Origin of the sequence: Corallococcus macrosporus DSM 14697 (assembly GCF_002305895.1) — a bacterium.
Taxonomy (GTDB): Bacteria; Myxococcota; Myxococcia; order Myxococcales; family Myxococcaceae; genus Myxococcus; species Myxococcus macrosporus.
This window is the reverse complement of record NZ_CP022203.1, coordinates 4,042,120-4,056,187: the sequence shown is the minus strand read 5'-3', so window position 1 is coordinate 4,056,187 and position 14,068 is coordinate 4,042,120. Positions and strand designations below refer to the sequence as shown.

The window sequence follows — 14,068 nt, the reverse complement described above, 5'->3', positions numbered from 1 at the left end:
GGATTTGTACCCGAGACAGCGGCGGGAGCAACGCGGGAACGCGGCGTGACACTCCGCACTCAGGGGCGAGGAAGGGTCAGCACCACCCGCGCGCCAGGGCCCGGGCTCTCCACCACGCGTGCGTCTCCGCCGTGCCCCCGAGCCACCTCGCGCACGAGGCTGAGCCCCAGGCCCACGCCCCCCGCGTCCTTCTCCAGGCGGTGGAACGGCGTGAAGACGTCTTCACGGTGCGCCTCGGGGATGCCCCGCCCCGCGTCCTGCACCGCGACCTCCCAGTGCGCCTCCCGTCGCGCCAGCTCCAGCCGCACCTCGGAGCCGTGGGGCGCGTAGCGCAGGGCGTTCGCCAGCAGATTGTCCACCGCGCGACGCACCGCCATCGCGTCCATCCGGCAGGCGGCCTCGTCGGGGCCCACCACGCGCAGCGCCACGCCGCGAAGGTCCGCCTCGGCCCGGGCCCCCGCGGCGGCCTCCTCCAGCAGGACGCGCGCGTCGCTCTGCGCCATGTCGAGCGCGCCGCCCGCCGCCGACAGCTCGAGCAGCGCACCGGCCACGCCGGCCAGCCGGTCCACCTCGCGCCGGTTCTCCTCCAGCACGGTGCGCAGCTCCTCCGCGCCGCGCTCGCGCCGAAGCGCCAGGTCCAGGCCGGTGCGCATGAGCGCCAGGGGGGTGCGCAGCTCGTGCGCGGCACGCGCGATGAGGCGCTCTTGCGCTTCGCGCGCCATGCGCACCCGCAGCGCGGCCTCCGTCAGCGCCTGACGCACCTCCATGATTTCGTCCCGAGGCTCATCCGCGGGCGCGGGCGCCATCACACCGCCGTCGCGCGAGCGAGCCACCTGCTCCGCGATGCCGTGCAGCCGCCGCGCCAGCCCCTTCGCCTGCCAGCCCTGGATGCCAATCAGCACGCCGCCCAGCAACAACGCCAGCACCGTGGCCACCGAGGTGAAGGTGCCCACCGCCTGGTCCACCGCCCCCAGGGAGCCCACCAGTTGCAGCACGTGCGGCACGCCCTCCGGCGAGCGCACCTGCACCGTCAGCACGCGCAGCCGCGTGCCCGTGCCGACGCTGCGCGTCTCCAGCCGTGACGTGGGCCCGGCCTCGGGCAGCACCCGCTCGGAGACGGTGGGTGATTCGGGCGGGAAGACGCCAAGCAGGCTCCCATCCGGCCCGTAGAGCCGGGTGGCGGGCACGAAGGCGCGCACCTCGCCCGCCAGCGGGGACGGCTCCACGTGCAGGTGTGGGCGCCCGTCCGGGGCGTCGAAGAGGCTCACGCTCTCCGCCGCGGCCTGAGACAGGAGGGCCTCGTCCATGGCGCGTTCGAGCACCACGCGGCACACCTGGACGGCCACGCCCAGCGCGGCGGCCACCGCCACCACGGGCACCACGGCGCCCCACAGCCACATCCGCCGGACCAGCCTCATCGCGAGCCCTCGACCACCAGGCGGAAGCCCACGCCACGCACCGCCTGGATGGACACGCCCTCCGCGCCCACGTCCGACAGCTTCGCGCGCACGTAGCCCACGTAGACGTCCACGATGTTGGGCGGCCCGTCGAAGCTGGGGCCCCACACCTTCGCCAGCAGGCTGGAGCGGGTGTGGACCTCCCCCGCGCGCGAGGCGAACTCCCCCAGCAGCGCGAACTCACGGCCGGTCAGCGTCACCTCCCGCTCACCACACGTCAGCGTGCGCCGCCGGGTGTCGATGTGGATGGGCCCCACGCTCCAGGACTGCGCCTGGCCCTCCGAGCGGCGGTGGAGCGCCTCCAGCCGCGCGAGCAGCTCCTCGAAGGCGAAGGGCTTCACCAGGTAGTCGTCCGCGCCCGCGCGCAGTCCCGTCACCCGCTCCCCCACCGTGCCGCGCGCGGTGAGCATCAGCACCGGCGTCATCAAGCCGCGCTCGCGCCAGCGGCGCAGCAGGGCCACGCCGTCCATGCCGGGCAGCGCCCAGTCGAGGATGATGGCGTCGTAGGCCACCTCCCCCGCCTGCTCCAGCGCGTCCTCCGCCGTGCGGCAGGTGTCCACGAGGTGGCCCTCTTCTCCGAGCCCTCGCCGGAGAAGCTTCGCCATCCGCTCCTCGTCCTCCACCAGCAACAGCCTCACGGCACCGCCTTCCTCCGCGCCCTCATGCCCGGGCCTGGGCGCGCGCCCTGCCCGCGAACCACGGGTAGAGCGTGGGGAGGATAACCAATGTCAGCAGCGTGGAGGTGACCAGCCCGCCCACCACCACCGTGGCAAGGGGCCGCTGAACCTCCGCGCCCACCCCCTGGGCGAGCATCATCGGAATGAACCCCAGCGCCGCCACCAGCGCCGTCATCAACACCGGCCGGGCCCGCTCGCGCGCCGCCAGCACCACGGCCTCCGCGGGCAGGTGGCCCTCCTCCTCGAGCCGCTGCTCGCGGGACATCAGCACCACGCCGTTGAGCACCGCGATGCCGGACAGCGCGATGAAGCCCACCGCGGCGGAGATGGACACGGGCAGCTCCCGGGAGGCCAGCGCCATCATGCCGCCCACGCACGCGAAGGGGACGTTGGCGAAGATGGCCAGCGCGGGGCGCAGGCGGCGGAAGGCGAAGAGCAGCACGGCGAAGATGAGGAGGGCCACGGCGGGAAGCACCAGCGAAAGCCGCTGGCGCGCCTCCGTCAAGGTCTCGTACTGGCCGCCCCACTCGAGCCGGTAGCCGTCAGGCGGAGCGAGCGACTGCTCCACGCGGGCCCGCGCCCGCTCCACCACCGAGCCCAGGTCCGCGCCGCGCACGTTGAAGCCCACCACCAGCCGCCGCTGCCCCCCTTCCCGGCTCACCAGCCCGGGCGAGGACGTCAGGCGCACGTCCGCCACGCGGGACAGCGGGACGAGCCCGCCCGTCTCGGTGGGAACGGGCAACTCGGCGAGCGAGAAGGCGTCCTGCGCCCCCATCAGCCGCAAGACGAGGGGCACACGCACCGCGCCATCCCAGGTGGCCCCCACCTCCACGCCACTGCGGACCGCGCGCACCGCCTCCAGCACGTCCACCGCGCCCAGGCCCGCGCGCGCCGCGTCCAGCGGCCGGGGCGCCACCTCGAAGAGCGGCACCTCGGGCGGCGCGAGCACGCGCACGTCCACCGCGCCGGCCTCCTCGCTCAACATCGCCGCCGCCTTGCGCGCCAGCCGGCCCAGCTCGCCCAGGTCCTCGCCGTAGATGCTCAGCGCCACGTCCGTCACCGCGCCGCCCAGCAGCTCGTTGAAGCGCATCTGGATGGGCTGGGTGAAGGACGGCTCGCCGCCCGGCGCGCGCGCTTCGAGCACCTGCTCCATCTCCGCGATGAGCGACTCACGGGTGAGCCCCGGCCGCCACGCGTCACGCGGCGCCAGCGCCACGAAGACGTCCGCCATCTCCAGGCCCATGATGTCGGTGGCCACCGCGGGGCTGCCCACGCGCGAGACGACCTGCCGCACCTCCGGGATGGCCTCCAGCAACGCCCGCTCCATCCGCCCCGCCTCGCTCACCGCGGCCTCCAGGCTGATGTCTGGCGCGCGGGTCGTCTGGATGACCATGTCCCCTTCATCCAACTGCGGCGTGAACTCCGTGCCCGCGCGGGCGAACAACCAGCCGCCCACGCCCAGCAGGAACACCGCGACGGCCGCCACGGGGATGCGCGAGCGCACGCTCCGGCCGAGCACCGGCGCATAGAGCCGCTCGAACCAGCGGACCAGCAGCGGCTCGCGCGCGGGGACGTGCTCGGGGCGGATGAGCCAGCTCGCGGCGGCGGGGATGAAGGTCAGCGACAGCACCAGCGCGGTGGCCAGCGCGAAGACGACCGTCATCGCCATGGGCCGGAACATCTTCCCGTCCACCCCGCGCAGGGACAGGATGGGCAGGTACACCAGCAGGATGATGAGCACGGAGAAGAAGACGGGCCGGGCCAGCGACACGGCCGTCTCCTCGACGTGCTCCCGCGGCTCGCGCTGCTTCTCCTCCGGGGTCAGGTGGGCCAGGCGGTGGAACAGGCCCTCCACCATCACCACCGCGCCGTCCACCAGCAGGCCGAAGTCGATGGCACCCAGGCTCATCAGGTTGCCGGGGATGTCCAGCGCCACCATGGCGGAGGTGGCGCCCAGCATGGACAGGGGGATGGCGGACGCGACGAGCAGGCCAGCGCGCACGCTCCCCAGCAGCAGGAAGAGCACGCCCACGACGAGCAGGCCGCCTTCCAGCAGGTTCTTCCCCACCGTCTTCACGGTGCCTCGCACCAGCGTGGCGCGGTCATAGACGACGTCCAGGCGCACGTCCTCCGGCAGCAGGGCGCGCACCTCGGGCAGCGCGGCGGAGAGGTCTCCCGTCACCGCGAGCGCGTTGGCGTCCCGCAGCATCTGCACCATGACGTACACCGTCTCGCCGCGGCCGTTGGAGGTGGCGCTGCCGATGCGCGGCAGCGCGCCCTCCGTCACCTCGGCCACGTCCCCCAGGCGCACGGCCTGCGCTCCGGCCCGGGGAATCAGCGCCTCGGTCAGGTCCGCCGGCCCCCGAGGCCTCGCCACCGCGCGAATCAGGACGTGGCGCTCGCCCACCGGGAGGCTCGCGCCGGGCGCGCTGCCCGTGGCGCGCTCCAGGGCGTCCCGAAGCTGCGCGAGCGTCACGCCCCGCTGGGCCAGCCGGACCGCGTCCGCGCGAATCTCCAGCGTGCGCTGCTGGCCGCCCCAGCTATTGACCTCCACCACTCCGGGCACGGAGCGCAGGCGGGGCGCCACCCGGAGCTGCGTCAGCTCGAGCAACTGCGCCCCGGTGCGCTCTGGCGACGACAGCGTGAAGTGGAACACCTCGCCCAGGCCGCCGGTGAGCGGGCCCAGCTCCGGCGGGTCGACGCCAGGCGGCAGCGACGCGCCCAACACGTTGAGGCGCTCCTGCACCAACTGCCGGGCCCGGTAGGGGTCCACGTCGTCGGCGAACACCGCCGTCACGGAGGAGAGCCCGTAGCGCGACAGGCTGCGCTGCGCCTCCAGCCCGGGCATGCCGCCCAGGGCCACCTCCACGGGCCGCGTCACCAGGCGCTCCACCTCCTCGGGCGTGAGGCCGGGCGCGCGCGTGAGCACGAGCACCTGGTTGGTGGTGATGTCCGGCATCGCGTCCAGCTCCAACCGGAGCGACACGGCCAGGCCCGCGAGCGCGAGCATCCCCGTCAAGGCCAGCACCCAACCCCGGTGCCGCACCGACAGGCGGACGAGGGCCTCAATCACGGCGCCACCTCATTCCCACCCGCGTCCTCCTGACCTCGCGCCTCCAGGAGCAACACCGCGCCATCCGCCGCGACCGAGTCCCGGGTGGACACCGCGCCCTTCACCAGCGCCTCGGCCCCCGACGTGGCCAGCACCTCCACGTCGCGGCGCACGGCCTTGCCATCCCCGCCGCGCACGAAGACGAGCGTCCGCTCGTTCTCGAAGGCCAGGGCCCGCGCGGGCACCAGGACGGTGTCCTCGGCCGGCGCGGCGTGGATGCGCAGGCGCCCACCCAGGCCCGCGCGCAGCACGACGCCCTCCTCCGGCTCGAACCACGCGCGGAAGGTGCCGTCCGCCGCGTCCACCTGGGGTGACTGCCCCACCAGCCGCACCGGCGTCGGCGCGCCCAGGGACGAGACGAAGGCGAAGCTGGCGCCCTCCGGAGGACGGACCGACAGCCGGGCCTCCAGGCGCGCCGGCCCATCCGAGGCCACGCGCGCCAACGCGGCGCTGGCCTCCGGCTGCACCTCGCCCAGCACCGCGCGCACCTCGGTGACGACGCCGGCAATCGGGCTCTTGAGCCACACGGTGCCCCGCTCGGCCACGGCGCGCGCCTCACCGGGCGCGATGCCCGCCACGCGCAGGACGGCGTGCGCGGCCACCAGGGCGGCGCGGGCCTCCGCCTGCTGCGTCTGGGCCTCCGCCAGCTCGGGCAGCTTCGCCAGGCCCTGGGCATGGAGCGCCTCCAAGCGCTCCACCTGCCGGGAGTAGGCCTCCAGCCGGAGCGCGGCGGCGCTGGCGGCGCCCGCGGCCTGCACCACCTCGGGCATCAGCACCTCGATGAGCGGGGCCCCCTGCTCCACCGTCTGGCCCGGGCGCGCGCGGACCCGCTGGACCCGCGCGCGAAACGGCGCCGTCAACGCCGCGGTGGTGTCCGGGCCGGAGAGCACCAGCGCGGGCGCCTCGGCCAGGGCCACGCGCGACGCGGCCCGCACCGGCACCCAGGCGGAGGACGCCGAGGCGCGCGGTGGGGGCTCTGACGCGGGAGCGGCCGGGGCGGAGGGATTCGAGGTGCAGGCCGCCCCCAGGACGAGCAGCGGCACGGAGACGAGGCGTCGGACGAAGAGCGTCATGGCAGGGCGGAGAGGAGGAGGTGGAGCCGCGCGGCGGCCAGCGAGGCCTCGCCGCGGGCAAACGCGAGCCGCGCGTTGGCGGCGGCACGGGCACGGCGGGCGCGGAGGACATCGGGCAGCGTGCTCTGGCCCGCGCGCAGCAGCACGTCGGCCAACCGCGCCGCTTCCTCCGCCGCGGGCACCAGGGACTTCTCGACGAGGGTGAGCTGCGCGCCGGTGTGCTCGCGCTCGTGAAAGGCCTGGGCCAGCTCCGCCGCGGCGCGCACCGCGGCTTCCTGTGCCTCGCCATCCAGCCGCTCGGCCGAGGCCAGCAGGGCGCCCCGCTCACGCTGGCCCGAATCGAACACCGGCGGCGTCACGCCCACCGTCAGCAGCCCACTGAGGCCGCCGTAGTACTCGCGCACGCCCTGGGCCCCCAGCGTCACCTGCCAGCCTCGCGCGGCCCGGACCTCCACCGCGCGCGCCCGCTCCGCCGCGCCGAGCAGCCGCCGCGCCTCCGCCGCCGGCAGCTCCCCCGCACGCGCCAACCACCGCGGCTCCTCGGCGGCGGGCGGCAGCGCCACCACCGGCAGCGCCTCCGCCGCCGTCAACGGCGCGCCGGGTGGACGGCCCAGCAACACGGCCAGGGCGAGGCGCGCATGCATCACCTCGGCGTCCCGGCTCAGGTGGGAGAGCCGCGCCTCCGCCTCGAAGCCCTCGGCCTCCGCCACCTCCAGGCGGGTGGCGCCGCCCAGGGCCAGGGCCTCCGCCATGGACTTCCGGAGCGTCTCCGCGAGCGCCGCCTCGTGCGCGGCCGAAGCGGCGGCCTGCTGCGCGGCCCACAGCGTCAGCCACGCCCGGGCGACCTCCAGGCGGCGCTCCACCAGCGCGGCCACGGCCTCCTTCTCCAAGGCGCGGGTCTCCGCTCGCGCCGCGTCGCGCTGCGCCCCCGCCAGGTCCGACAGGAAGAGTGGCTGCTCCACCGCCACCGTCACCTCAAAGCCCGGACCGTCCGGCTGGGCGCGCCGCCCCGGAATCACGCTGAGCGTCGGGTTGGCCGCGAGCGCAGGCAGCCGGGCATCCCAGACACGCCGCGCCTCCACGGCACGCGCGAGGCTGGCGGGTAACGCGGCCTTCGCGGCCTCGGCCTGCGCCTCCTCGAAGGACAGCGGGGGGTGGCCGAACGCGGGGGCCGCGGCGAGAAGCGTGACGAGGAGCGCCCACATGATGCGGCGCACCCTAGAGAGGGCACGCGCGCGTCACTTGAGGGCATCCTGAGAAAACGCTCAGACGTCCCTTCGGCGGGGGTGGCTGTCGCGCACGGCGGCCGCCTGCCGGCACGCCACCAGGAGCATCACGGAGAAGGTCGCCACCAGCACGGCCAGCTCTTCCCAGTCCGCCAGCGGGTCCTCGTTCTCATTGAGGAGCGCCAGGCTCAGCAGGCACAGCACCAGGTGCACGGAGAACACCGGCAGGGACGCCCGCCCCAGCGCCTCGAGCACGCGCGGACGCAGCCAGCGGAACACCTTGGGGCTGAACCAGCTCACCAGCAGCGCCATGGCCAGGAAGTTCACCAGCCGCACCGGGGCCAGGGTCCACTTGTCGATGAGCGCCCCGTACACCCCGAAGTCGATGTTGAAGATGCCCACCTGGTAGCGGAGCAGCAGCAGCGCCACGCTGACCACCAGCGCGCCGGTGAGGAGCACTGGCGAGACGGGCTCGCGCGCCTCCGGCGCCGTGGCCCGGGCCACGCCCAGCCACACGCCCAGCACCCAGAGGAACTGCCAGCCGAAGAAGTCGAAGGCCCCCGACAGCTCGATGCGCAGCGGCGGCCAGGGCAGCACGGGGATGAACACCAGCAAGTCGTAGAGCGCGCGCTTCAATCCCAACTGCGCCGACAGCCAGACCAACCCGCTCACGCATAGGACCTTCGTCCACCCCAGCCGGCGCGCGCCCAGGAAGATGAAGGGCGTCACCAGGAGCAGCAAGACGTAGAGCGGCAGGATGTCGAGCAGCGGCGGACAGTAGAGCAGGAACAGGCTGCCCCAGAGCGCGGTGACGGGGTCCTCGTGGAAGAAGGCCAGCAGGTTGTGGATGGCGGGACGGTGCGTCGTCATGCCCAGCGTCCCGATGACGGCGAACGCGAACGCCAGCAACGCCACGTGGTAGCCGTAGACCTTGAGCGCCCGCTGCCAGAGGCCGCGCCACAGGACGTTCGGGTCCGCGTCATCGACCTTCCGGGCGTACACCACGCCGACGAGGAACGCGGACAGGAAGACGAACCCCTCGGCCGCGGAGACGAAGCCGAAGGGCTGGTTGCTGAACGTATTCAGGCGCGTCGGCAGGTGCGTCAGCGTCATCAGCACGAGCAACACGCCGCGCAAGCTGTCGAACTCGGGTCTGCGTTTCATGAGCACCAAGGTCTGCCTGGCAAGGGCTCGGGGCAGGTGGGACGTCGAGGATGCCCTCGGCGGAGAATTCCAGACAGTCCAAAGTCGATTCCGCCGGACACGTCCTCTCAGGGCCCCTTGCGCATCCTGTGAGAAACGGCGCGCCAGCGTAGCGCCCAGACACCCGCCGCTTCACCCCGCGTCACCGAGACGCCGGGAAAACCCCACCCATACGCACAGCAACTGACTAGGCTGGGCGCGCCACGGGGCCACCCCCATGGCGCGCGCGCCCTCGCAGCGCCCCAAGGTGTGGCACCGCGACGGCACCGCAGGTCGGAAATCGCCCCCCCGTCATGCCCGGCTCCCGGGCACAGGAGAGCTTGGATGCGCGTTTCAATGAGTCCCCAGCGCCTGCTGCACACGGCCCTGCTCTGCGCCCTTTCGTGGAGCGGACAGGCCCTGGCCGCCCCTCCGGAGCCTCAGCCCGGCGTCGACGCGAAGGTGCGGCCCCACCCCCAGAACGCGAAGGCGCTGAAGCCCTCGCCCGCCCCGGAGACGCACCTCATTCCCCCGCCCCTCCCCGACTGTCCGGGGATGATTGACAACGGGGTGGTCCGGCTCGGCGTCGCCCCCGCGGGCCACCTGAACATTCCGTGCCCCACCCAGCCCGTCTCCAGCGGCACGCACGGCACGAGCTGGGTGGGCCTGCGCTACCTGCCCACGAACGGAGAGGCCGCGGCCCCGGGGAGCCCCTGCGAAGGCTGGGGCGTCGCGAGCGCCGACCTGGGCATCAGCGGCCACAGCTCCGCCGGCTGCGGTTCCTCCAGCAACCTCACGGTGGAGATCAACGCGCCCTCCCCCATCTCCACCCTGTCCGTGGTCCGGGTCGGCGACACCTTCCGCGTGACGCACATCTACACGCCGTCACCGGTGACGACCTTCCTGTACCAGGTGAACGTCCTCATCGAGAACATCGGCACGGCCTTCGTCGCCGACCTGCGCTACACGCGCGGCATCGACTACGACGTCCTGCCCAACACCTTCTCCGAGTACGTCACCGTCGCGGGCACCTCGGGCAACCCCTGGGTGGTGGGCGCGGTCGACAACAACTTCGTCTCGTTGTCGCCCCTGGCGCCCGACTTCCCCGTCATGGGCGGCCTGGGCGACTTCACGAACCTGGGCCCGGGCGACCTGGGCGCGCAGTTCGACTTCCGGCTGGGCTCGCTGGCCCCGGGGGAGGTCCGCGGCTTCCGCACCTTCTACGGCGCGGCCGGCAGCCACGCGGATGCGCTGAACGCGCTCGCCGCGGTGGGCGTGAGCGCGTACTCGCTGGCCAAGGGGAACTGGAATGGCTCCGGCGACCCGCTGAGCGCCACGGGCGCGCCGACGGGCACCTACGCGGCCGTCACGGGCCAGCCCAACACCTTCATGTACGGCTTCCGCCCGCCCGAGTCGCCCACGAGCTGCACGGTGGAGTGCCCCAACCTCCTGTCCCAGGGCGTCTACACCGTGGACCGCGCGGGCGTGGAGGACCGCTGCGTCGTCAACGGCCAGTACGACAACCGCGTGGTGGCGGTCACCACCCTCCATGGCGAGCGCGTCGAGTTCTCCTGCATGGACTACGGCGGCGCCATCGGCAATCCCTGCGTCAGCGCGCCCGGGGCCGACACCTGCGACGTGACGGCCTTCCAGAAGCTCTGCGCCAGTCCGACGTTCGCGCAGTACTGCCTGTGAGCCTCACGGGGCACGCGGTGGAGCGCGTATCTCAGGCCTTCATGCTCGACTGCGGCGGTGCCTCCGGGACGCGCCGCCGCAGGAGCGAGGCCGCCACCAACAAGGCGATGCCGGACGCCGCGGCGCCGCTGGTGAAGGGCGCGCCCGGCCCCAGCCGCGAGTAGAGGAAGCCGCTCCACACCGGCCCCACCACGCGCGCCAGGCCTCCCGCCGACTGCACCACGCCCAGCACGCCGCCGCGCAGCTCGCTGCCCGCGAACCCGGAGGCGAGGCTGGCCATCAGCGGCTGCAACAACCCCGTCCCCGTCCCCACCAGCACCATGGCCAGCACCAGCATGGCGCCATGGCTCGCGGCGGCGATGCACGCGAGCCCGGTGCCCATGCTCAAGGCCCCCACCAGCACCAGCGTCGTGTCGCGCACCCGGCGCGTCAGCCAGCCGATGCCGAAGGCCTGAAGCACGAAGGTGACCAGGCCCATCAGCGCGAAGAGGCGGCCAATCTCCCGCTCGCCCCAGCCGAACCGCGCCTGGGCCAGCAGCCCCAGCGACACCTGGAGGTTCGTCATGCCGATGAACACCAGGAACGTCAGCGCCAGCACCGCGCCCAACCCGGGCCGGGCCAGGACCTCCGCCAGCCGCACGCGGGGACGCCCTGGCGTCGGCCGCGACGCGGCCTGCGGGTGATGCGTCTCCGGAAAGAAGAAGAAGACCCCCAGCATCGCCGCGGCCGCCATCACCGCGCCCGCCAGCGGCGGGGCCCAGGCGCCGTACACGTGGAGGACGCTGCCGATGACGGGCCCCAGCACCATGCCCAGGCCAATGCCCGCGCCCACGCGGCCCATGCCCGCGGCCCGCGCGTGCTCCTCCGTGACGTCCGCCACCGCCGCCTGACACGCCGCCAGGTTGCCCGCGGTGGCCCCGGCGAGCAGCCGCGACGCGAACAGCCACGGCAGCCACTGGACGTGGGTGGAGTACGCGAACAGCGCCATGGAGATGGCGTTGCCCAGGAGGCTCAACAGGATGACGGGGCGGCGCCCCACCCGGTCCGACAGACGCCCCAGCACCGGTGACGCCACGAGCTGCGCGAAGGAGAACAACGCCAGCAGCACGCCCGCCGTGGTGGCCGACCCGCCCATGGACTCCACGTAGAACGGCAGCAGCGGGATGATGAGGCCGAAGCCCACCAGGTCCAGGAACACCGTGACGAAGACGAGCGCTCGGACCCGGCGCTGCACGCTGCGAGGCACGGGAGAAGTCCAGGCGGGCTGGGGCATGCCGGGATGATTCACGGCCCCGCGCGCCAGGGGAACAGGAATCGCACCCGCCGTAAGGACAGCCGCAGCCATGATAGCCTTGACCTCCCCGGAACCCTTGCACTTCGCCATGGGCCGCTTCGGGGATTGAGAGGAGCGTCACCATGTCTTCCCGTCGACCCAGCCTGTCGTGGAGCGTCGCCGTCCTGCTGGCCTTCACGGCGGCCACGGCCAGCGCGGAGCCGTCTGAATCCACCCGGACCCTGGCGAGCGCGGCGGTGTGCTCGCAAGGCACGCCGTCCAGCTCCGACGTCCGCGCGGATGATGAAGTCTCGGGCCTGGTCTGCATCAGCGTCCGGTGCAGCTCCGACCAGGACTGTTGGGACGCGTGCCCCACCGCGAGGACGGCGGCGTGTTCGCGCAACGCCTGCAGCTACACGCACGGCGGCGGTGGTGGCGGCGGCGGCGGTGGACCGGTCTGTCCGTCCACGCGCTGCATCGATGACGCGGACTGCGTCTGCCAGGGCACCCAGGGATACTGCTTCAACCGCGCCTGCTCGTACTGAGGCGGGCGCGTCCCTCCGTGGGATTGTCTAGGAGCCTGTTGGAGTAATCGGATGACCCACTACAGATTGGATCAAGCTTTGAGGCCCGGTACCAGATCTCGTGGGTCGGATGCCGTTTTTCGGCTTACCCCAACACACTCCTAGCGCCGCTTCGCGGGCGCCAGTCCCACGGGCCTGGGCGTGAGCAGGTCCTCGAAGAGGGAGAACACCTGCGCCGCGCCCTTCCGGAGCGCGGGCGCCCCCTTCTGGGCCCACTGCTCCAGCAGCCACCCATCCGAGGCCTGGCCAATGCCCATGAGGGACGTCAGCAGCAGGGACTCCGGCACATCGGCCCGCACCGCGCCCAGCGCGCGCCCGTCCTCGAGCACCCGCTGGAACCACGCCACCAGCGGCCCTTCGAAGCGCAGCCACGCCTCCTGGAGCTTCGGATGGGTGCGCGCCTGCGACATGCTCCGGAGGAGCCGGGCCGAGCGCTCGTCGTTGATGATGTGGGACGTCAGCGCGAAGTAGCGCTCGCGCAGCGTGCGCCAGAAGCCGTCCGCGTCCGGGGGCCGTTGCCACGCGCCGAAGCGCTGCGCCAGCGCCTCCAACGTGAGGGCCAGCACGGCGGCATACAGGTCGTCCTTGCCCTCGAAGTAGTAGTACGCGACGCCCTTGGAGAACCCCGCGCGCTCCAGGATGCGGTTGAATGACGCCCCGTCGAAGCCGTGCTCCGCGAACTCCTCCGCGGCCACGTCGAGGAGGGTCTGGCGGCGCTCGGGGTCGAGCCTGCTGGCGCGGGGACGGGGCATCGCAGGCCTGGCTTCTATCAGGATGCGCCGGGGGTGTCGTCGCCGAGCGCCGAGCGGTGAAGCTGGTGCCACGCCACGATGGCGCGGTCCGCCCGGACCAGCGTGCCATGCGTCAGCGCACCGGAGCGCGGCAGGCTGGAGCGGACCATCCGGTGGTCGTCCGGCTGGATGACGCGGAACTCGAAGGCGATGGCCAGCCGGGCGGCGAGCCACCGCAGACCTGGCAGCCTCACGTATTCCTGGTGGAAGCGCGCGGCGATCCACGTGTGCTCGGCGTCCACGGGCGTGCAGACCACGGCCGCCTCCAGCCGGGGCGTGAAGCGAAGGTGCAGCACCCCTGGGTAACCCACGTGGATGTCGAAGCGGAACCCCGTCCCTGGAGGCCGCTCCTCCTTGCGGAGCCAGCCGACGGTCCGGATGGCGCCCTCCTCCACCTGCACCTCGTAGGGGTCCAGCCGCGTGTAACCCGGAGGGACGTAGCGGCGGTGCGCGAAGGGGAAGTGGTGGAGGTCCATCATCCCCTCCATGACCCGCGTGAAGCGCGCGCCCCAGACCTCCTCCACGGACGCGCTGTTCGCGGCGGGCTCCGGCGCGCCCGCAAGCCAGGGCAGCGGGGGAAGCGGCGCGCGCGCCTGGCCGCCCAGCCAGGCCCAGATGAACCCATGCGCTTCCCGCACCGGATGCACGCGCAGCGCGAGCGCGCGTGAGGGCTTCGCGTCGCGGCCCTCGCAGGGCATGGCCAGACAGGCGCCCCCTCCTTCGTAGCGGAAGCCATGGTAGGGGCACTCCAACGCCCCCTCCCGCACGCGCCCGAGCCCGAGGTCCGCGCCTCGATGCGGACACGCCGCGTCCGCGCAGTGCGCCTCCCCCGCCGCGTCGCGCCAGAGCACGAGCCGCCGCCCCAGGCGCTGGAGCCCCAGGGGCCGCTCCCTCCCAAGCGCCGGGCTCCGGGCCACCGCGTACCAATGCGCCGCCCACTGCTCGCCGTGCGGCAGCCCCGTCGCCTCATTCATCATGCGCTCCTTTTAGACCAATGG

General features: G+C 73.4%; 11 protein-coding genes. 2 read left to right on the top strand and 9 right to left on the bottom strand.

The window, feature by feature from the left end; translation table 11 throughout:
* Nucleotides 1–59: 59 nt before the first annotated feature.
* From MYMAC_RS17105 to opgC, 6 genes are read right to left on the bottom strand one after another with little or no spacing between them, the layout of a single operon-like run.
* Nucleotides 60–1,418 carry a sensor histidine kinase gene (locus tag MYMAC_RS17105; protein ID WP_095958851.1) on the bottom strand — a complete coding sequence of 453 codons (1,359 nt, stop codon included), beginning with the start codon at nucleotides 1,416–1,418 and terminating at the stop codon, nucleotides 60–62.
* On the bottom strand, nucleotides 1,415–2,095 hold the full coding sequence (locus MYMAC_RS17100) for a response regulator transcription factor (RefSeq protein ID WP_095958850.1): 681 nt from the start codon (nucleotides 2,093–2,095) through the stop codon (nucleotides 1,415–1,417). Before MYMAC_RS17100 ends, MYMAC_RS17105 begins: the two co-directional genes overlap by 4 nt.
* 22 nt (nucleotides 2,096–2,117) lie before the next feature.
* Nucleotides 2,118–5,207: an efflux RND transporter permease subunit gene (locus tag MYMAC_RS17095; protein WP_095958849.1), complete on the bottom strand. Its 3,090-nt coding sequence runs from the start codon at nucleotides 5,205–5,207 to the stop codon at nucleotides 2,118–2,120.
* The gene (locus tag MYMAC_RS17090) at nucleotides 5,204–6,319 is read right to left on the bottom strand and encodes an efflux RND transporter periplasmic adaptor subunit (RefSeq protein WP_095958848.1); all 1,116 of its coding nucleotides are present in this window, start codon (nucleotides 6,317–6,319) and stop codon (nucleotides 5,204–5,206) included. Before MYMAC_RS17090 ends, MYMAC_RS17095 begins: the two co-directional genes overlap by 4 nt.
* The gene (locus MYMAC_RS17085; RefSeq protein ID WP_095961600.1) at nucleotides 6,316–7,524 is read right to left on the bottom strand and encodes a TolC family protein; all 1,209 of its coding nucleotides are present in this window, start codon (nucleotides 7,522–7,524) and stop codon (nucleotides 6,316–6,318) included. Before MYMAC_RS17085 ends, MYMAC_RS17090 begins: the two co-directional genes overlap by 4 nt.
* Nucleotides 7,525–7,584: 60 nt before the next feature.
* A complete protein-coding gene (gene opgC, locus MYMAC_RS17080) occupies nucleotides 7,585–8,709 on the bottom strand; it encodes an OpgC domain-containing protein (protein WP_095958847.1) in 1,125 nt (374 codons plus the stop codon).
* A 375-nt stretch (nucleotides 8,710–9,084) separates the two neighbouring features.
* On the opposite strand from opgC, the gene MYMAC_RS17075 reads away from it, so the two are divergent.
* Nucleotides 9,085–10,422 (top strand): hypothetical protein, encoded by a 1,338-nt coding sequence (locus MYMAC_RS17075; protein WP_095958846.1) that lies wholly within the window; start codon nucleotides 9,085–9,087, stop codon nucleotides 10,420–10,422.
* Between the two features lie 31 nt (nucleotides 10,423–10,453).
* Here the strand turns inward: MYMAC_RS17075 and MYMAC_RS17070 are convergent, their stop codons facing one another.
* On the bottom strand, nucleotides 10,454–11,695 hold the full coding sequence (locus MYMAC_RS17070) for an MFS transporter (protein ID WP_239989576.1): 1,242 nt from the start codon (nucleotides 11,693–11,695) through the stop codon (nucleotides 10,454–10,456).
* A 143-nt stretch (nucleotides 11,696–11,838) separates the two neighbouring features.
* On the opposite strand from MYMAC_RS17070, the gene MYMAC_RS17065 reads away from it, so the two are divergent.
* Entirely contained in the window at nucleotides 11,839–12,240 is a 402-nt protein-coding gene (locus tag MYMAC_RS17065; protein WP_095958844.1) for a hypothetical protein, read from the top strand.
* Between the two features lie 140 nt (nucleotides 12,241–12,380).
* On the opposite strand, the gene MYMAC_RS17060 is transcribed toward MYMAC_RS17065, so the two are convergent.
* Together MYMAC_RS17060 and MYMAC_RS17055 are read right to left on the bottom strand one after the other, a co-directional pair.
* Nucleotides 12,381–13,031, bottom strand: a complete 651-nt coding sequence (locus tag MYMAC_RS17060; RefSeq protein WP_095958843.1) for a TetR/AcrR family transcriptional regulator — start codon at nucleotides 13,029–13,031, stop codon at nucleotides 12,381–12,383.
* 17 nt (nucleotides 13,032–13,048) lie between these two features.
* Complete coding sequence (locus tag MYMAC_RS17055) at nucleotides 13,049–14,047, bottom strand: Rieske 2Fe-2S domain-containing protein (protein WP_239989575.1); 999 nt, start codon at nucleotides 14,045–14,047, stop codon at nucleotides 13,049–13,051.
* Nucleotides 14,048–14,068: the final 21 nt, after the last annotated feature.